Annotated in this window: 17 protein-coding genes and 2 pseudogenes; 8 read left to right on the top strand and 11 right to left on the bottom strand. The window is 58.8% G+C overall.

What is annotated here, in order from left to right; genetic code table 11:
- Window positions 1–745: 745 nt before the first annotated feature.
- From C2L66_RS35875 to C2L66_RS35855, 4 genes are all read left to right on the top strand, one after another.
- Window positions 746–1,951 (top strand): alcohol dehydrogenase catalytic domain-containing protein, encoded by a 1,206-nt coding sequence (locus C2L66_RS35875; RefSeq protein ID WP_060608656.1) that lies wholly within the window; start codon window positions 746–748, stop codon window positions 1,949–1,951.
- A 285-nt stretch (window positions 1,952–2,236) separates the two neighbouring features.
- Window positions 2,237–2,803: a type 1 glutamine amidotransferase domain-containing protein gene (locus tag C2L66_RS35870; RefSeq protein ID WP_060608653.1), complete on the top strand. Its 567-nt coding sequence runs from the start codon at window positions 2,237–2,239 to the stop codon at window positions 2,801–2,803.
- Window positions 2,804–3,047: 244 nt separating this feature from the next.
- Entirely contained in the window at window positions 3,048–3,278 is a 231-nt protein-coding gene (locus C2L66_RS35860) for a putative quinol monooxygenase (RefSeq protein ID WP_457920654.1), read from the top strand.
- A 344-nt stretch (window positions 3,279–3,622) separates the two neighbouring features.
- Window positions 3,623–4,030, top strand: a complete 408-nt coding sequence (locus C2L66_RS35855; RefSeq protein WP_054930880.1) for a RidA family protein — start codon at window positions 3,623–3,625, stop codon at window positions 4,028–4,030.
- Window positions 4,031–4,081: 51 nt separating this feature from the next.
- On the opposite strand, the gene C2L66_RS35850 is transcribed toward C2L66_RS35855, so the two are convergent.
- The gene (locus C2L66_RS35850) at window positions 4,082–4,396 is read right to left on the bottom strand and encodes a hypothetical protein (protein ID WP_060608650.1); all 315 of its coding nucleotides are present in this window, start codon (window positions 4,394–4,396) and stop codon (window positions 4,082–4,084) included.
- 68 nt (window positions 4,397–4,464) lie between these two features.
- Between C2L66_RS35850 and C2L66_RS35845 the strand changes: the two genes are divergently transcribed.
- Window positions 4,465–4,845 (top strand): TraR/DksA family transcriptional regulator, encoded by a 381-nt coding sequence (locus C2L66_RS35845; RefSeq protein ID WP_060610498.1) that lies wholly within the window; start codon window positions 4,465–4,467, stop codon window positions 4,843–4,845.
- A 65-nt stretch (window positions 4,846–4,910) separates the two neighbouring features.
- On the opposite strand, the gene C2L66_RS35840 is transcribed toward C2L66_RS35845, so the two are convergent.
- Entirely contained in the window at window positions 4,911–5,213 is a 303-nt protein-coding gene (locus C2L66_RS35840; protein ID WP_060608647.1) for a DUF6566 family protein, read from the bottom strand.
- Between the two features lie 306 nt (window positions 5,214–5,519).
- Here C2L66_RS35840 and C2L66_RS35830 point away from each other — a divergent pair, with 306 nt between their 5' ends.
- Window positions 5,520–5,717 carry a hypothetical protein gene (locus tag C2L66_RS35830; RefSeq protein ID WP_054930877.1) on the top strand — a complete coding sequence of 66 codons (198 nt, stop codon included), beginning with the start codon at window positions 5,520–5,522 and terminating at the stop codon, window positions 5,715–5,717.
- 106 nt (window positions 5,718–5,823) lie between these two features.
- Here the strand turns inward: C2L66_RS35830 and C2L66_RS35825 are convergent, their stop codons facing one another.
- From C2L66_RS35825 to C2L66_RS41990, 3 genes and pseudogenes are all read right to left on the bottom strand, one after another.
- Complete coding sequence (locus tag C2L66_RS35825; RefSeq protein WP_060608645.1) at window positions 5,824–6,270, bottom strand: ester cyclase; 447 nt, start codon at window positions 6,268–6,270, stop codon at window positions 5,824–5,826.
- Window positions 6,267–6,557: pseudogene (locus tag C2L66_RS41995) on the bottom strand (DUF1269 domain-containing protein); the annotation flags it as partial. The gene C2L66_RS35825 and the pseudogene C2L66_RS41995, both read right to left, overlap by 4 nt.
- 318 nt (window positions 6,558–6,875) lie before the next feature.
- Window positions 6,876–7,775: pseudogene (locus C2L66_RS41990) on the bottom strand (LysR family transcriptional regulator); the annotation flags it as partial.
- A 351-nt stretch (window positions 7,776–8,126) separates the two neighbouring features.
- On the opposite strand from C2L66_RS41990, the gene C2L66_RS35815 reads away from it, so the two are divergent.
- A complete protein-coding gene (locus tag C2L66_RS35815; RefSeq protein ID WP_060608642.1) occupies window positions 8,127–9,185 on the top strand; it encodes a Dyp-type peroxidase in 1,059 nt (352 codons plus the stop codon).
- Window positions 9,186–9,207: 22 nt separating this feature from the next.
- Here C2L66_RS35815 and lon read toward each other — a convergent pair whose 3' ends face one another.
- The 3 genes from lon to C2L66_RS35800 form a co-directional block, all read right to left on the bottom strand.
- Entirely contained in the window at window positions 9,208–11,601 is a 2,394-nt protein-coding gene (gene lon / locus C2L66_RS35810; protein WP_060608639.1) for an endopeptidase La, read from the bottom strand.
- A 24-nt stretch (window positions 11,602–11,625) separates the two neighbouring features.
- The gene (locus C2L66_RS35805) at window positions 11,626–12,030 is read right to left on the bottom strand and encodes an Hsp20/alpha crystallin family protein (protein ID WP_082433815.1); all 405 of its coding nucleotides are present in this window, start codon (window positions 12,028–12,030) and stop codon (window positions 11,626–11,628) included.
- A 268-nt stretch (window positions 12,031–12,298) separates the two neighbouring features.
- Entirely contained in the window at window positions 12,299–13,255 is a 957-nt protein-coding gene (locus C2L66_RS35800) for a LysR family transcriptional regulator (protein WP_060610495.1), read from the bottom strand.
- A gap of 474 nt (window positions 13,256–13,729) precedes the next feature.
- Here C2L66_RS35800 and C2L66_RS35790 point away from each other — a divergent pair, with 474 nt between their 5' ends.
- Entirely contained in the window at window positions 13,730–15,157 is a 1,428-nt protein-coding gene (locus tag C2L66_RS35790) for an aminotransferase-like domain-containing protein (RefSeq protein ID WP_060608634.1), read from the top strand.
- A 21-nt stretch (window positions 15,158–15,178) separates the two neighbouring features.
- Here the strand turns inward: C2L66_RS35790 and C2L66_RS35785 are convergent, their stop codons facing one another.
- The 3 genes from C2L66_RS35785 to cydB form a co-directional block, all read right to left on the bottom strand.
- Window positions 15,179–15,388, bottom strand: a complete 210-nt coding sequence (locus tag C2L66_RS35785) for a MoaD/ThiS family protein (protein ID WP_060608631.1) — start codon at window positions 15,386–15,388, stop codon at window positions 15,179–15,181.
- A 99-nt stretch (window positions 15,389–15,487) separates the two neighbouring features.
- The gene (locus C2L66_RS35780; protein WP_054930868.1) at window positions 15,488–16,399 is read right to left on the bottom strand and encodes a bestrophin family protein; all 912 of its coding nucleotides are present in this window, start codon (window positions 16,397–16,399) and stop codon (window positions 15,488–15,490) included.
- A 102-nt stretch (window positions 16,400–16,501) separates the two neighbouring features.
- Window positions 16,502–17,509, bottom strand: a complete 1,008-nt coding sequence (gene cydB / locus C2L66_RS35775) for a cytochrome d ubiquinol oxidase subunit II (protein ID WP_060608628.1) — start codon at window positions 17,507–17,509, stop codon at window positions 16,502–16,504.
- Window position 17,510 lies beyond the last annotated feature (1 nt).

Here is a 17,510-nt window from a genome sequence, read left to right as displayed (position 1 = left end):
AGGCTCGGTGGGTTTGCGAACACTTGAGCGCCTTAGTCTTGTCCTTTATCGGCCCTGCCATTGTTGTGACGGAAACGGGCGACCCTCTTGAAGTCGGACATCAATCGCCAGGTTAGCCATTTAGGGTGGGTATTGGTTTGGGCCTCGCGCTCGGACGTCGCGTGCTTCCTGACGGCATCTAAGCCAGTAAAAGTTCGGGCCGACCACTGCACCGTCCGGTGTGCATCCGAGGCACGGCAATCGATGCGTATTGCGCTAAGAAATTAGTTACAGCCGGACCGCACCGTGGTAGCAATTTTAGTTGACGCGGAATTCGCGCTGACGACGCTTTGATAGAGCCAGCACCACGGCCGCCCACCACCACTCAGTCCCAACATACGGCGGTGGCACACATCCCGATTCGCACAACTCGGCGAGGCTATTGGGGCTCCAGGTGTTGAACAACGAGGGCGGGGATGGCCGCCGTGCCTGGTTGCCGTACATTCGCGTCTGAAAGCCGCGCAGCGGGAGCGCAGAGATCCGACAAGTCTTTGCAGGAATGAGAAAGAAGTACAACCGGCAAGAGCCTAGTCTTAATGTCTTCGTCGTTGGGTCAATGACCGCGTCGACGAGATCGGCGCCATCTCGTGCCTGCATGCGTGATCGGGATCGCGATGATCGGCAGGCTCCATTCGAGCGTGGCGCCTTACCCAGGCCGCGACGGCAACATCGATCGGACCTCACACACCGAACAAGGAGAAATTTCATGGCTGCGAGCGGCAATCGCGTAGTAACGTTCATGGGTCCGATGAAGATGGAGCTGCAGACTTTCGACTATCCGAAGCTGGTCACCCCGACAGGCAAGAAAGCCAATCACGGCGCCATCCTCAAGATCGTGACGACGAATATCTGCGGCAGCGATCAGCACATCTACCACGGCCGTTTTGCCGCGCCTAAGGGGATGGTGATGGGACATGAGATGACCGGGGAAGTCATCGAGGTCGGGCCGGACGTCGAGTTCATCAAGAAGGGCGACCTATGTTCGGTCCCGTTCAACGTCTCTTGCGGACGCTGCCGCAATTGCAAGGAGCGGCACACCGATGTATGCATGAACGTCAATGACGCCGTCGATTGCGGTGCCTATGGCTTCAATCTGGGCGGCTGGCAGGGTGGCCAATCCGACTACCTCATGGTGCCTTACGCCGATTGGAACCTGCTGCCTTTCCCGGACAAGGACCAGGCGATGGAGAAGATCCGGGATCTCACGCTGTTATCGGACATCCTGCCGACAGGCTTCCATGGTCTGATGGAGGCCGGGGCCAAGGTGGGCTCGACCGTCTATATCGCCGGGGCCGGGCCGGTGGGCCGGTGCGCCGCGGCGGGCGCCCGCCTGATCGGCGCGTCCTGCATCATCGTGGCCGATACCAACCGGGCGCGGCTGGACCTGCTGAAGAATAATGGCTGCGAGGTGGTCGATCTCACCCAGGACACGCCGGTGGCCGACCAGATCGAAGCGATCCTCGGCAAGCGGGAGGTGGATTGCGGCGTGGATTGCGTCGGGCTGGAGGCGCACGGCTGCGGCCCGGAGGCGAACAGCGAGCACTCGGAGGCGGTAATCAACACGCTTCTCGAAGTGGTGCGGGCCGGTGGGGCGATGGGCGTGCCCGGCATCTATACCGACGCCGACCCGAAGGCGAGCACCGATCTGACGAAGAAAGGCCAGCTTCCCGTTGGCTTCGGCAAGGCCTGGATCAAGTCGCCGAAACTAACGGCGGGGCAGGCGCCGATCATGCACTACAACCGCGACCTGATGATGGCGATCCTGTGGGATCGGATGCCCTATCTTGGCGCCATGCTGAACACTGAGATCATTACGCTGGAGCAGGCGCCTGAGGCGTACAAGACGTTCAGCGATGGCTCGCCGAAGAAGTTCGTCATCGATCCGCACGGCAGCGTGAAGAAAGCCGCATAGAGCCGGAAGTCGTTACGGGCCGCTCGACTACGCCTCCCACTTCACGCTCGCTGACATCTTCCGCACGATCCTTTACGCGCGCATCGGCCGGGCCGCGTTAAGCGGCTCGGTGCTGCGTTCAGCAGTGACAAGGAGCAGACGAAGGAGAAGATCGGCGACCATCACCATGCGGATCGACATCCAGTCGACTGGCTTCTACAGCGCGGCCACTGCCGGAGTGCGGGCCAGACGGTTGTCGCAGACGAAGCGTATTTCGAATCGAAGCTCATCATTGGAGATCGAAACATGACGAATGAAACTCTCAAGGGACTGAAGATCGCGATCCTGATCGAGGAAGGATTTGAGCAAGTCGAAATGGTCGAGCCTCGTAAGGCGCTCGACGAAGCCGGCGCCGAGACGCGCATCGTCTCGCCCAGAAATGAGCACGTGCGCGCCTGGAACTTCACGAAATGGGGAGACGAGTTCCCTGTCGACGTCGCCCTCGACCACGCCAAGCCGCAAGATTTCGACGCGCTCCTCCTGCCGGGCGGCGTCTTGAACCCGGATGTGCTCCGGACGGAGCCGAAAGCGGTGGCCTTCGCAAAGGCTTTTTTCGATGACGGCAAGCCAGTGGCATCGATCTGCCACGGTCCGTGGACCGTCATTGAGGCCGGCGCAGCGCACGGCCGGCGCATGACCTCGTGGCCATCGCTCAAAACCGACCTTAAGAATGCGGGAGCGGACTGGGTGGATCAGGAGGTCGTCGTTGACCAAAACCTGGTCACGAGCCGCAGCCCCGACGATATCCCCGCATTCAATCGAGAAATGATCAAGCTGTTTAGCACTATGCGCGGGCGGCGGCATGCTGCGTGATATTGTGGGGAGCGCAAGCGAGAACATGGTACAGCGCCGCTTCGGTTCCTCGTTGTGGGACGGGGCGGTAATCGGCCAGGGCACCTGGTACATCGATGAGGCCGACCGTGCCGCCGCGTTTTGGAGATCATAGGGGGCGATACCCGCAAGCGGCACCAACAAGGAGGCAGGCATGGTCAGGACAGCGTAGTTCGTCAGGCTCGAAGCGAAGCCGGGCAAGGAGCAGGAAGTCGAAAGCTTCCTGATGGGCGGACTGCCGCTCGTCGAGCAGGAACCCGCGACGATTGCGTGGTTCGGGCTGAAAATCGCGCCGTCGGTGTACGGCATCTTCGATGCGTTCCCCGACGACGCCGGCCGTCAGGCGCACCTCTCGGGCAAAGTAGCCGAGGCACTGATGGCGAAGGCGTCCGATCTCTTCGCCAAACCGCCGGAAATCATGAACATCGATGTACTTGCGGCGAAGCTGCCGTCGTAGCCGCGCCGGATTCGGTTGCGGGACTTCGTGGCGTCGCAACGCATGAACAACCTGCCCGTTGGTAAAACGATCGATGAAGCGGGAGAGGGTGACGTGGCCACGCCTTTCGACGTTGAATGGCTCCCGTCAGATAACTCTCTCCGACCTTTCAGTCAGCCAGATCCAGATTTTTGCTAACCGGAGTGCCAATAAGCGGCCGTTGGCGGCCTCACCCTATCGGCCAATCGAAGACTTCAGTCGGATGCGACGGATGACCGCTTTAGCGCGGATTAGACGCGGTCGCGCGTATAGTTGTGTTGATTTGCACACCCAGTTGCCCCTCAGTATGACGAAGGAAACCTTGCATGACTGACCGAGAAATCATTGTCCCCAATGGAATGGAGCAGATCGTAGAACGCGCAGGCTATGCGCCAGCCGTCAGGGTAGGAACAACTGTCTTTTGCGCCGGGCAAGTAGGGCGTACGCGTGAGCTTGAAGTCATCCACGACCCTGAAGCACAGTTCCTCGCGTGCTGGGAGAATCTAAAGACACTTCTCGATGCGGCAGGCTGTACGTTTGAGGACGTCGTCGAGATGACGACTTACCACGTACAAATGAGCGTACACATGTCGGTCTTCCGCGAGGTCAAGAACCGCGTTTTTCCGCGTGGAAAGTGTGCCTGGACGGCGATCGGGGTATCGGAGCTTGCACATCCCGGTTTACTGGCCGAAATCAAGTGCGTGGCGATACAAAGAAGCGCTGCTAGGGCGTAACCGGCCGCTGAAGGTTTGAGTCCCGCCGCCTGATGCCAGTATTTGAATGTTTCAGTTGGATCGCCAGGGAAGTTCGGCGATCAGTTCGGGCGGCCCGTTCGTTGTCAGCCGATGGATTTCCGGGTTCGGCCACTCTCCACGCGCGATGAGAATCGTCATGGCGCGCATCAGTTCGAACACGCGAACCATCTTGGGCGTTTCTGCGCACCGAACACCAGAATCGCCGCACGTTGCATCTGCGCCGCGATCGGCGTTGCCCGTGCGAGGCATTTGCGCGCATATGATATGCGTGGACGCAAAATTCAGGAGGCGCTCCGACGAAGTACGGATCCTGGCCATCTTGCGCACTGAAGTGCCTGCGTTCATTATTGTCGCATGGATGCCCATCCATCCAGGTCGTACGTATTACGTCCCGAACGATGCAGGAGGGTGTTATGTCGGCTCAGAAAGTGACACTAAGCAAAGAATTTCTTGCACGGCAGCAGAGCCGCCTGGTTGCGTTACGGGCGACGTTGCTGGGCAGAGAGGAGAGTACGATCGCAAACGAAGTTTCAGATCAAGAGCAGCACGGCAGCGAAGCCGAGGAGTTCGAGGACGCGGCTCAGGCAATGGCCCAGAAAGAGATCAACCAAGGATTGCGTAACGCGAACGATCAACGGATTAGTGACATAGAACGCGCGCTGCAGAAAATTGAGGATGGAACATACGGCATTTCTGATGAGAGCGGCGAGCCGATACCGCTTGAGCGGCTCGAGGCCGTCCCGGAGGCTGTCTTGACGGTGGACGAGCAAGAGATGCGAGACACAGGCAAATAAGCGTTGGCGAGTGCCGTCGTGGCCCTGTCCGCGAATGAGCGCCGCGTCGTCGCGCGATGGCCGCATCAGTGGTCCTTTCTGTCTTCGACTCCCTGGAACCACTGCTCAGCGCGCGAGCGGACCACCACCCATGATCGAGGTTGCTGCTGCCCGAATTCGCGGTCGATGTATCGACGTCCCCACTCGATCGCATCCCGGATTGCCTCGTCCTCGGTTGTCCATTCGGGTTGAATCGTTTGAGGACGGGCCTCGAGAACCGTCTGGCCACTACTGCTAATATTTAAACGCGCGATCCACGCGCCATAGGTGTTGCGCTCCGGTCGGACCGTGATTAGAAAACCGCCGGGGAAAGAGGTGCTTGAATCCATCGGTAGGCGCCATACAGAGACAATTCCGGGCTTATTTGTTCTCCGATATCTGCAATCGGAAGTGACACACCAGAATGATGACCTATGCTATGCATGATCATCAATGACGGGAGGATTCTATGTTGAAAGTAGACGATGGTCCCGACGCTACGTTTGGTAGGCGCATGCTATGGTTCATCGCACTATGGCTGCTAGGTGTAGCCGGCACAGCACTGCTGGTCTTGCCCTTTCATCTTCTGATTGTTGCGGCGATGCATCATTAGTCAGGCTGGCTGCTTGACGATCGACCCGATGGAGTTTTCAAACATGCAAGAATTTGATTTCTACATCAATCTTGAGAAGCCAACGCTTGGACTTTATGTACGCAATGGAGCAGGGCTGGCTGATCTCGCGAATCCACAAGAGTGGCAATTTGAGGGGCATGTGTGGGAGAGCGAACTCACGCCGGGTATTCTGGCCGACCTGAAAAACAATGGTCATGCGTTCCAGGAACTCGGCGCATGAGATCGTGTTTGACCGACTCAAGGCAAGTCGCAAGCGTGCGGCTGGCGCATCACGGCATTTTTGTCCGGCGTGCGTGGGCGCCGGGTAGTTAGCGAAGGATGACGTATCAGATCGGATGATGATCGAGATTTCTGGGTAGCTGCCCAATCTGGCGAAAAACCGAAAACCAGTCTTCGAGATGCCATGTTTTCGCAATCAAAGGTCCGCGCAACTCATGGAAAGAATGAATGGCAAATTTGATCTGGACGGCACTCGGCGCGATGCCAAGCAACTCACCGGATTGGGTACCAGTGACTTCCGCGCGAACACCAACTCGGTCACCATGAGTCAATAGATCGAGAATGGTAATTTCCATGTCAGGAAGCGCAATGGCCATTCGCGCGAATGCGTCTGCCATCTGATCGGCTCCCGGCTTCGCGCCCGGTGATTCCGGAATGTATTGCCAATCCGGGGTGACGACCTGTCGCAGCAACGCGACGTCTTTCGCGGCAAACGCCCGGTAGAACGCTTCAATTGTCGTGCGAACCATGTCTTCACTGATGTTTTGGCTCATGTCCTTCCTCGCCTCAAGCGGAAGCTGCGCTTCCAGTCAGGAAAATTCCTTGCGAAAGACGTCCCGTCATAGCCTCGTACGATGTTGTCGACTTCGTACGGGGAAGTTTCCTGGGCCTCCACGATCAGCGCGACTGTGTCAGGTCTGAGTTTCTCAGATATTGCTTCTATCGTTTCGTCGTCGAGGACGTCTCTGATTGTATGCTCAGCCAGCCCGCCCGCCGTGCCGACGGTGATGCCCAGGATTGCCGTTGCTGGTCCGCCCAGCATTCCGAAGAGCGCTCCAGTCATTGCACCGATGACAGTGCCCCAGAGTGACCGCGTGTGCTTTTCGAGCATAGTGACGTTGCCCGCTGCGTCCTTCCGGACCAGCATACCACTCTCCACCTTGAAGCCGTCGTCTTTGTCTTCGCACTCTTTGAAATCGCGGCTTGCTTTCTCCGCGGTTTCAACACTGTCGAAGACCGCGATGATCAAGTGTTGAGACACTGGGCAGCTCCTTGCGCCGTTGAAGCGATTATCCAAGGATAGTGAATTTTCCTGAACGGCCGCTATATCCTTTGACGATTCGATATATCGGCAATGGTGACCATCGATCGCGATGCGTACGGTCCGGAGAATTTCCGGGGTGCGCTCTCGCAACTTCGTCACAATCATCCGTACCCGTGGCGGCAACGGGCGCTGTGTTTGAGTCAGGATATGCAGATCGAAAGGAGGAATATCGAAGTCCGGCAATATGCGAACCAGCCGACCTTCTACGAGCGCGTCGACGCAAGCTGGTTCTTCCACCACGCCAATACCCACGCCTGACACGATCATTTCGTACATTGGCCGCCAGTGGCTGGTCTTGATCGATGTGCGAATCGGGACGCTTTCCACGACGCTTTGTACTTGCGTAAGGGGTAACTGTTCCGAATTGAACATGCTCTGAACCCGAATGAACGGGTGTTTTACCAGATCAGTCGGCTTGCGAATTGGCCCGTGTTGCGCAAGATAGCTGGGCGAGGCAACGAGCATCCGGCCAACGCTACCAAGTTCGCACGCTATGAACGCGCCGTCTCCGAGCTGTCCCAGACGAAACGAAATGTCCACTCCCTCAGTGACGAGGTCGACTATCCGGTCGTTCAGGACCAGGTCCAGCTTAAGTTGAGGATAGGCGGCGCGAACGAGCTTCAATGCCTCGGGCACAATTGTCTCGCCGAAGCAGTGAGGTGCTGCCACCCGAATTGTTCCGTTGAGGGCCTGCTGGTCGTTAGAAACTTCGGCAATAGCCTGCTCTACGTCGTGCAGGATTTTTTTACTGCGTTCATAGAAATCCAGACCCTCGGGCGTGCAACTGAAAGCTCTTGCACTCCGGAGCAACAGGCGACAGCCGAGAAATCTCTCGAGTCGCTCGATGCGCTCGCTCGCCGCTGGCTGTCCAATATTGAGGTCCCTGGCCGCTCGGGAGATGCTTCCGCGCTCGACGACCCTGACGTAAATGCGCATCGCTTCCAGCAGGTTCATGACACCGGGTCTTTCATCTTCCGCCTTTGGCCGACAAATGGGGGACAAGTTGGTTACATCGATCATAGCGACGTGGCGGGAGAATCAAAAGGGGCCGAACCCGATATGAAGTATCAACAGAAAGGCGGTCCGAGACCTGGCGCTATCCGCCCCGTGCGCGTCGGCGTTTGCAGAGATCACCCGATGTTAAATATCGGATGAGGAAGGCTGTTCGGAACATGTCGATGCAGATATGTTCGGTGATATGCCGTGTGAAGATAGCGCTGCTTTCTCCTTAGAAAGATGCGGCTTTCCGAAGCAGGGAAAAACGGTCACGAAGCGAAATACGGATACCTAACAATATTGAATGCGATGTCAAATAGCGCCACCGAACCGCAAGCCGTTTGTCACCCCATTACCCGCAGCGCGATCTTCATAACCGCGACGCTTTCTGCTGGCCGGGAAGCAGCGGACGCGGTCCGCAGTTGGTGCGGGGACATTGCTGCCCTGGTACGCTCGGTGGGCACACGCGTGCCCACGGGTGATCTGTCTTGTGTATGCGGCTTCGGTTCGGATGCATGGGACGTGCTATTCGGTGCGCCGCGTCCTGCCAGCCTCCATCCATTTCGCGAAATCATTTCGGGCAATCGTCACGCGGTGGCCACGCCCGGCGACATCCTGTTGCATATTCGCGCGGATCACATGGACCTTTGCTCTGAACTTGCCACGTTATTGCTCGACGCACTCGGCGCTGCCGTCAAGGTCGTCGACGAGGTACATGGCTTCAGGTATTTCGACCTGCGCGACATCGTCGGCTTTGTCGATGGCACCGAGAACCCGCGTGGCCGTGAGGCCGTCGACTTCACGACGATAGGCGATGAAGACGCTTCGTTCGAAGGCGGCAGCTTCGTGATCGTGCAGAAGTACCTGCATGATATGGCGGGCTGGAACGCGCTCTCCGTCGAGGATCAGGAGCGCATCATTGGCCGCAAGAAGCTTTCGGATGTTGAACTCGATCCATCAGTGAAGCCGTCCTGTTCGCACAGTTCCCTCACCACGCTCGACGAGAACGGCAAGGAGGTGAAGATCCTGCGACACAACATGGCGTTCGGCCGGCCCGGTGCCGGCGAGTTCGGGACGTACTTTATCGGCTATGCGCGCTCGCCGGCGCCCATCGAGCAGATGCTGGAAAACATGTTCGTAGGACGTCCACCCGGCAACTACGACCGTTTGCTCGACTACAGTCACGCGATGACGGGCGGTCTCTTCTTTATTCCATCGGCGACGATGCTCGAAGCGCTTGCTGACCGCCACCCTGAAACGGGCGACGATGTCGCGAGCGTGCCTGTTGCTGCGTCGATGTTCAATGAACCACGTGCCGATGGTTCATTGAACATCGGCGCTCTCAAAGGAGATCCTCAAGATGAGTAACCTTCACCGTGAGCGGTAGACGTCAGGGGACCGGTCGGGTCTCAATGATCTCGCGCACGGCGTCATCGACATTCTCCAGCAGCACGAAGCGCAATTGACTGCGTGCATCGGCGGGAATGTCCTCGATGTCCGCGGCGTTGCGCGCGGGTAGCAAAACCGTTTTGATGCCTCCGCGCAAGGCGGCCAGAACCTTTTCCTTGATCCCACCGACGGGCAACACGACGCCCCTCAGGCTGATCTCGCCCGTCACGGCGCAGTCGCTGCGCACGGCCTGTCCCATCAGCAGCGATGCGATCGCAATGAATATTGCCACGCCGGCACTGGGGCCATCCTTGGGCACCGCACCGGCCGGCACGTGAACATGAATGTCACGCTTTTCGAAGCCTGCGCAGTCGATATGAAGCGCGTCGCAACGCGATTTGACCAACGTCAGCGCGGCTTGTGCGCTTTCCTTCATTACATCGCCCAATTGACCGGTCAAGACCAGCCTGCCTCCGCCTGGCGTACTGCTCGCTTCAATGAAGAGCAGATCGCCGCCAACGGGTGTCCACGCCAGTCCTGTTACCACGCCCGGCATGCTGGTGCGCATCGCCACCTCGTTCTCGAAGCGGTGATGTCCCAGTATCGACGACAGATCGTCGGGTTCGATCTTTGCGCGGGTGGCTGCGTCTTCCGCCACGCGTAATGCGACATGCCGGAATACAGCGCCAATTTGCCGCTCCAGGCTGCGCACACCCGCTTCGCGAGTGTAATCGCGAATGATGGACCGCAAAGCCTCGTCGCTCAGATCACATTGCGCCGGCGTGAGACCACAGGCTTCGAGCTGACGCGGAACCAGGAAGCGCCGTGCGATTTCGAACTTCTCGGCCTCCGTGTATCCCGGCAGATCCAGCACCTCCATGCGGTCCTTCAACGGGCCGGGAATGCCCTCCGGCTGGTTGGCGGTGGCAACGAACACGACGGCGGACAGATCGAACGGCACGCCCAGGTAGTTGTCCCTGAAAGAGGCATTCTGTTCGGGGTCCAGCACCTCGAGCATGGCTGCGGCAGGGTCGCCATGCGCGCCTTGACCGAGCTTGTCGAGTTCGTCCAGCAGCATTACGCAATTGCGCGCGCCAGCCTTGCGGATGGCCTGGATGATATTGCCCGGCATCGCGCCGATATAGGTGCGCCGATGGCCGCGAATTTCCGCCTCATCGTGCACCCCACCGAGACTCACGCGCACGAAGGGCCGTTCCAGCGCCCGGGCGATGCTCTGGCCAAGCGAGGTCTTCCCCACGCCCGGCGGCCCCAGAAAGCACAGAATAGGCGCCTTGCCGTGCGGGTTGAGCTTTCTGACACCCAGGTATTCGAGAATGCGGCGCTTGACTTTGTCGAGGCCAAAATGCGCATCATCCAGGATGTGCCGCGCCTGTGCGATGTCGATGGGTGCTTCGGGTGGAAGCTGCCAGGGCAGTTCGGTCAGCCATTCCAGGTAGCTCACACTGATCGAGTATTCGGACGAAGCCTCCGGCATCCGTTCAAGCCGCGCGAGTTCCCTACGGGCATGGGTCTCGACATCGGGCGGCATGCTGGCAGCTGTAATCGCCCCGGCCAGCTTGCGCGCTTCCTCCTGGCCTTCCGCGTCATCGCCCAACTCGTGTTGGATGGTCCTCAATTGCTCGCGAAGCATCATCTCGCGCTGGCGCTTGTCGATGCGGCTACGCGTCTGATCACCGATCTCGCGCGACAGACGAAGGACTTCGATACGTCCGGCGACCGCGTCAAGCACCTTGTCGAGGCGCTTGCATAATTCGAGGGTTTCCAGAATCGCCTGCCTGGTTTCGAGCGGGATCTCGATCAGGCCCGCCAGCGTGTCGGCCAGCAACCCGGGTGAATTGATCGCATCCAGCGCCTTTACCAGTTCGCCGCCGGCATTGGGCAGCAGGCCGATCATTTCGCCCGCGCGCTCCTTGAGCACCAGCGCTCGCGCGGCGACGGCGGGATCATCGGTTTCCTTGTCGGGCAGGAACTCCACGCGGGCCGCCCGGTAGTCGGGTCCGGTGACTGGCGCGATCAGGCGGAAGCGTTCGACGCCCTGGCAGATCAGGTGATGCGCGCCGTCGTCCGGACTCGTGACATAGCGCAATACGTTCGCCACAGTGCCGATTGTGTTCAGGCCCTCGAAGGGCGGGTCCTGCATGTGCGGATCACGTTGCAGCACGACGCCCAAGGGCTGCTGGCGCTTGATGGCTGCCTGAACGTCTTCCTTGCTTTGCCCGCGTCCCGCCGTCAACGTTAGCACCATGCCTGGAAACAGCACGGTGTTCCGGACGGGAAGCAGGATCAGGGTGTCTTGGGGAAGGGCCGGCTCAAGGGCCGTTTCAAGGCTCGCCGAACTGGATTCGGGAGCCTCGCTTTCGCTGTCCATGCTCATCTTCGTTCCTTGATTCGCGGCGAGTTAGCCGAGCCGCTCGAGTTCCAGCAAAAGGCAACCATGTTCGGCATTGCGCCGTGCGAGTCGAAAATGCCCGGCCGGAAGGCGGATGTGCCGCTCGAAGCGTCCATAAGGAATTTCCATGCAATGAACCGCACCCACCGCAAACCCCTGCGGCAGATTCCTTTCGGCAACGACTATCAGCGTTCCACCTTCGAGAGTCAGGTTCACTTGATCGGGACGCACGCCGGGCAATGCAACCACGATGGCCAGCTGGCCATCGTGTTCGAATACTTCAATAGGCGGTTCCCATACAGGTGTCCTGGATGGCTGGCCCGCTAGCCGGAAGAACTGACGATGCAATCGCTCGGCACGCTCAAGGGCGTCGATGGCGGTTTCCAACAGTGCTGTATGGATTGGCGTTGTCATGGCCGGGTCTCTGCCTGATCAGCCGACCGTGCCGGCTGTTCATTCATCAAAGGCGAAGCGTGCACAGCTGTCAAGCACATCAGGCGAGCGTAAGAACTGCCCATCCGCGCCGGACGGGCAGATGCCTGGTTGCTTGCTTCTTCCGATATCAACAATCCGGAAGTGGCGGTGTTGATGGCTTGGGCAATTGCCCGATAATCAAGCCGGTCTGCCTGCGATAGTGATTGCCATCAGCATTTCGACGTGTCACGTTTGTGCGCGTCGGGATCTAGCTCTCATCGAGCAGTGCTTCAATTCGACGTGCCGTTTCACCAGCGTTGGCGCTCACCCGACCGAGAATATTGGGCGTGCATTTTTTCAGCAGCGCTACGATCATCCGTACCCTGGAAGGGATTGGCCGTTGTGCCTGAAACAGGATGTGCAGATCAAGCGGAGGCACATTGAATTCCGGCAGAATCCGTATCAACGTGCGATCCGCGAGTGCGGCGGCGCACGCGGGCTCCTCGATAACGCCGATACCGACGCCAGCCGTTATCATTTCGTACATAGGCCGCCAATGGCTTGTCTTGACTGCCGATTGAATCGGAGCACTCTCCACGACGCTGTCTACATGTTTAAGCGGCAACTGATCCGCGCCGAACATGCTCTGCACCCGAATGAACGGATGGTTCGTCAGGTCGGACGGCGTACAGATCTGGCCATGTTGTTCCAGGTATTCGGGTGCAACTACGAGCGCGCGATCAATCTGGCCGAGCTTACAGGCAATGAATGCGCCTTCTCCAAGTGGTCCGAGGCGAAACGAGATGTCGACACCTTCCGTCACGAGATCGACGACCCTGTCGTTCAGGACGAGATCCAGATCCAGTTGGGGATAGGTTGCCCGGATGACCTTCAACGCCTCCGGCACGACGGTCTCGCCAAAGCAGTGGGGCGCTGCAATACGTATGGTTCCTCTGAGATCCTGCCCGTTGTTTGAGACTTCTGCGATGGCCTGTTCCACGGCGCACAGGATCTTCTTGCTGCGCTCGTAGAAGGCCATACCTTCAGGCGTGCAGTTGAACGCGCGTGCGCTGCGCAGCAGCAGGCGGCAGCCCAGATACTTTTCGAGCCGCTCGATGCGCTCGCTGACCGCGGGTTGGCCAATATTGAGGTCTCGTGCCGCGCCCGAAATGCTGCCACGTTCAACCACTCTGGCATAAATGCGCATGGTCTCCAGCAGGTTCATGGCGCCCACCCCGCCTTCGCACCGGTTGCGCGCAGTTCGAACTTCGACGGGTTGCGCCGTTCGAGCCACGCATGGCCGGTACGGCCCTTGCCCTGGGCGCGTGTTGAGATGGCAACAGGCATGTGACTGGATACGCACGAGGCTTCGTGCAGATCAAAGGCGAGGTATGTCAACGCGCGCATTTGGGCATGTGATTGCCGGTATGCGTTGGCTCTTTCCTTCAATGTTGATCCGTACATGACGTGCCTCCGATAGTTACGCATCGGCCCGCGCTACTGTTGAGAGCTGAAACGATGCACGATGAGGCAAAGCGTAAGGCGGCCCCGTTCATCGCAGTGGGCACAAATCAGGGGGCGGTGAATCAGTACAGTTTTGCTAGGATCTCGATACCGGCAAAAGCCACGCCGGTGGCCGTTCGCGGGACGGTTGGGCTGTGCTGCCCGTCCGACCAGTACAGTGTCAGGGACACGTCTAATGAATATTTACGAGAAACTCGCAGACGACATCGAGCGGCTGATCCGTCAGGGTGTTTACCGTCACGGGGAGCGCTTGCCTTCGGTACGTCAGACGAGTCAACAGCACCGGATCAGCATCTCGACCGTGATTCGGGCGTATTTGTTGCTCGAAAGCCGCGGGTTGCTGACAAGCCGGCCGCAGTCGGGCTACTTCGCCAACTTCCGGGGCGGTGACGAAGAAGGGCAGGCGCTCGATCTGCGCCCGTCGAGACCCATCCCGATCTCGTCGCCGGTAGATGTCAGCCGGCTGGTACTTTCCACGCTGCGCTCGATTGGCGTCGACGACGCGTTGCCGCTTGGTTCACCGTACCCGGACCCCAGTCTGTTTCCATTCGAACGAATCAACCGTTACGCGTACGACATCGGGCGCGGCAAGTCCAGATGGGGCGTAACGGACGCCTTGCCACCCGGCAATCCGAATCTCGTGCGCCAGATTGCGCGTCGCTACCTCGAGAATGGCATGGCGGTCGATCCGAACGAAGTCATCATTACGGTCGGCGCGACAGAAGCGATCAATCTCTGCCTTCAGGCTGTCGCGAAGCCCGGGGATGTGATCGCTGTCGAATCGCCGACGTTCTACGCGATGCTTCACGCAATTGAGCGATTGGGCATGAAGGCGATCGAGGTGTCGACGCACCCCGAATATGGCATCGATATCGACGCGCTGGCTGCGATTGCCGACTCACAGGCTATCGCTGCGTGCATGGTCATGCCGAACTTCCAGAATCCGCTGGGATTTCAAATGCCTGACGAGCGCAAGCGCGAACTCGTCGAGTTCGCGACGAAGCGGGATATCCCTGTCATCGAAAACGGTGTCTACAACGAACTGTATTTTGGCAACTCGCACCCGAGCACACTGAAGGCCTACGATACGAAGGGCCTGGTGCTGCATTGCTCGTCGTTTTCGAAGAGCCTGACGGCTGCCTACCGGATTGGCTGGGCTTTGCCCGGGCGCTATCGCGATCAGGTCGAAAAGCTCAAATTCCTGAATACGTTGACGTCGCCGACGATACCTCAGCAGGCGATCGCGGAATACCTCGAACGCGATGGCTACGAACATCACCTGCGAAGGGTCCGAAAAGCGTACGCACAGCAGGCCAATCTGATGAAGGTCGTTGTGTCGCGTTTCTTTCCCGAAGGTACGCGGATGTCGAATCCCGCAGGCGGATATGTGCTGTGGATCGAACTGCCGCCCAAGGTCGACGGAATGCGCCTCTACAATCTCGCGCTCGATGAGGGCATCACAATTGGACCGGGGTATATGTTTTCAGTGTCCGATGCGACTTATAGAAACTTTATCCGCCTCAACTACAGCAGCCCGTGGACGAGCGAAATCGAGCAGGCGGTGATCACGATCGGCAAGCTGGCGGCCGTTTGTGCCCGCTAACGAAGGCGGTCTGTCACTTCGTCAGCCGCCCGCGACGGGCGGAAAGAATGCGATCTCGCTGTTTTCGCGCAGGACAAATCCGCTGTTGACCAACTCGTGACCGACGGCGATGCGAATCGGGAGGCTCGCATGCAGGGCTTGCGCCATGCGCTCGTCTCTCGATGCCAGCGTAGCTCGCAGATGGTCGATTGCCAGTTCCGCCGAGTCGATGTGGATGACTTCGGATGTCACGCCAACCTGTTACGCGTGACCGGTAGGATTTCGGCCTTTTGCTCTGGCCGGGCAGCTTTGCGCGACCTCTGGCGTCATTCGGGGCGCTTTGGAGCAGATTCACGTGAATTGATATAGACGCACCGGTACGATCTCTTCGGGCAGTTCGCACCCACATAGCTCGAGAACCGACCGCTCGATGTTGCGGGTCATGACATCGAGGGCGAGCGCGTTCGGTGCAACGCTGAACGGCTCCGCAACTTCGCTGGCGATCGCCTCGAGAGCGATCAGCGTGTAAGAAATGAAGACGCAAAGTAGTGGCGTGAAAAATTCTGTCGAGTCGACAAGGCCAAACGGCAGCAAAACGCAGTAGGTGTAGACGGTACGATGCAGCAACACGTTGTAGGCAAACGGAATGGGTGTGGACGCAATGCGTTCGCACCCACCCACACACTTTTCGAGTTCATTGACTTGCGCATCCAGCATCCAGAGCTTCGTATCCGAAATCGATCCTCGACTTTGCAGGTCAGCGAGTTCCCGACGAACTTCCTTGAGAAGCGCGACGGGCCGGTAACGAATCTCCCGCAATCTCCCGGCGCGGTCGGTTCCGAGAAGCCGGGTAAGATCGCCTTCTGGATCAGTACCGCGCAATTGATGCTTGAGTGCGTAGACAAACGCAATCAGGGTATGCGCGACGGAACGGCTTTCGTCGCTCTGAGGCGCATAACATTGCAGTTGTGAAGTGAGGTCACGAGCGGAGATCAGCAAATTGCCCCAGAGTCGGCGCGCCTCGTCGAATCGCTGATAGCTTGCGGTATTGCGGAATGCGAGGAAAATCGCAAGAGTAAGCCCGAAGAGCGTAAAGGGCGTTGTGTTAAGGGGGATCTTTTCGCCAAAGATGCGTCCCTGCGTGACGACGGCCAGACTGCTGACGACCGCCATGAACAAAAGCTGGGGAATAATCGATTGCAATACGGAACCGTTCCAGACGAACAACAAGCTGAACCAGTTCTGTCTCGGCCTCAGGATCATAGCGTGCTCTTCTTTTGTACAGATTGATTCGCCGCCAACTCAGACGTCGGCCGGCGTCCGGAAGGATATGCCCGTCCATGTCCCCCGGAATAACGATTGGGATCAGTGATAGCCCGGGTCTCCCTCCCGCACTTTGCCCCGGAATACACGATATTGCATTGCGTTGTAGACAAGGATGATGGGCAGAATGATGGCGGTGCCCACCAGCGCAAACAGCTGGCTTGATGGGCTCGACGACGCCTCCCAGATCGACAGTGAGGGCGGCACGATGTTTGGCCAGATACTGATCAGCAAGCCGCTGTAGCCAAGAAAGCAGATCGCGAGCGTGAGAATGAACGGCATCGCTTCGTGCTGCAAGCGGACTGAACGGAAGATTCCCCACACGCACGCGATCACCAGAAGGGGAACGGGAAGGAACCAGCCGAGGTTGCCGCTGCCGAACCAACGATGCGCAACGGCAGGCAGGCCAATCACTGTCCACAGGCTCACGATGGTAATGGCGCCGAGCAGCACGCACACGAGCGGTCTCATCAACTGGCGCATATTGCGTTGCAGCTCGCCTTCCGTCTTCAGGATGAGCCATCCGCAGCCGAGCGTCGCATACGTGATGAGCACGCCGATTCCGCAGAACAGGCTGAAGGGCGAGAGCCAGTCGAACGGACCGCCGACGAAACGTCCGTCGGCGATTTTGATCCCTTGCAACAGCGATCCCAACACGATGCCCTGGCAGAGCGCGGCGAGCCCCGAGCCGCAGATGAACGCGAGATCCCACGCATGCTGCGTACGGGTCGCTTTCCCGCGCAGTTCGAACGCCGCGCCGCGAAAGATCAGACCCACGACCATCAGGATCAACGGCAGATAGTTGGCGGGCAGCAGCGTCGAATAGACAACGGGGAATGCACCGTACAGGCCGGCACCACCGAGCACGAGAAACGTTTCGTTGCCGTCCCAGACGGGGGCGACTGTATTGAGCATCACTTGCCGGTCGTTTTTCGCCTCGAAGAATGGAAACAGCAGGCCGATGCCGAGATCGAAGCCGTCGAGCATCACATAGATGAACACGCCCAGCCCAATGATTGCGGCCCAGATAACAGGAAGGTCGATTTGCATG

Source organism: Paraburkholderia caribensis, assembly GCF_002902945.1.
GTDB lineage: Bacteria > Pseudomonadota > Gammaproteobacteria > Burkholderiales > Burkholderiaceae > Paraburkholderia > Paraburkholderia caribensis.
This window is presented reverse-complemented; position numbering and strand designations above follow the sequence as displayed.

Coding starts and splice junctions, on each gene's coding strand:
- C2L66_RS35855 (WP_054930880.1), top strand. CDS start 3,623: ATGACTGACCGAGAAATCATTGTCCCCAATGGAATGGAGCAGATCGTA.
- lon (WP_060608639.1), bottom strand. CDS start 11,601: ATGAGCATGGACAGCGAAAGCGAGGCTCCCGAATCCAGTTCGGCGAGC.
- C2L66_RS35780 (WP_054930868.1), bottom strand. CDS start 16,399: ATGATCCTGAGGCCGAGACAGAACTGGTTCAGCTTGTTGTTCGTCTGG.
- C2L66_RS35850 (WP_060608650.1), bottom strand. CDS start 4,396: ATGAACGCAGGCACTTCAGTGCGCAAGATGGCCAGGATCCGTACTTCG.
- C2L66_RS35845 (WP_060610498.1), top strand. CDS start 4,465: ATGTCGGCTCAGAAAGTGACACTAAGCAAAGAATTTCTTGCACGGCAG.
- C2L66_RS35790 (WP_060608634.1), top strand. CDS start 13,730: ATGAATATTTACGAGAAACTCGCAGACGACATCGAGCGGCTGATCCGT.
- C2L66_RS35805 (WP_082433815.1), bottom strand. CDS start 12,030: ATGACAACGCCAATCCATACAGCACTGTTGGAAACCGCCATCGACGCC.
- C2L66_RS35830 (WP_054930877.1), top strand. CDS start 5,520: ATGCAAGAATTTGATTTCTACATCAATCTTGAGAAGCCAACGCTTGGA.
- C2L66_RS35860 (WP_457920654.1), top strand. CDS start 3,048: ATGGGCGGACTGCCGCTCGTCGAGCAGGAACCCGCGACGATTGCGTGG.
- cydB (WP_060608628.1), bottom strand. CDS start 17,509: ATGCAAATCGACCTTCCTGTTATCTGGGCCGCAATCATTGGGCTGGGC.
- C2L66_RS35800 (WP_060610495.1), bottom strand. CDS start 13,255: ATGAACCTGCTGGAGACCATGCGCATTTATGCCAGAGTGGTTGAACGT.
- C2L66_RS35825 (WP_060608645.1), bottom strand. CDS start 6,270: ATGAGCCAAAACATCAGTGAAGACATGGTTCGCACGACAATTGAAGCG.
- C2L66_RS35840 (WP_060608647.1), bottom strand. CDS start 5,213: ATGGATTCAAGCACCTCTTTCCCCGGCGGTTTTCTAATCACGGTCCGA.
- C2L66_RS35870 (WP_060608653.1), top strand. CDS start 2,237: ATGACGAATGAAACTCTCAAGGGACTGAAGATCGCGATCCTGATCGAG.
- C2L66_RS35815 (WP_060608642.1), top strand. CDS start 8,127: ATGTCAAATAGCGCCACCGAACCGCAAGCCGTTTGTCACCCCATTACC.
- C2L66_RS35875 (WP_060608656.1), top strand. CDS start 746: ATGGCTGCGAGCGGCAATCGCGTAGTAACGTTCATGGGTCCGATGAAG.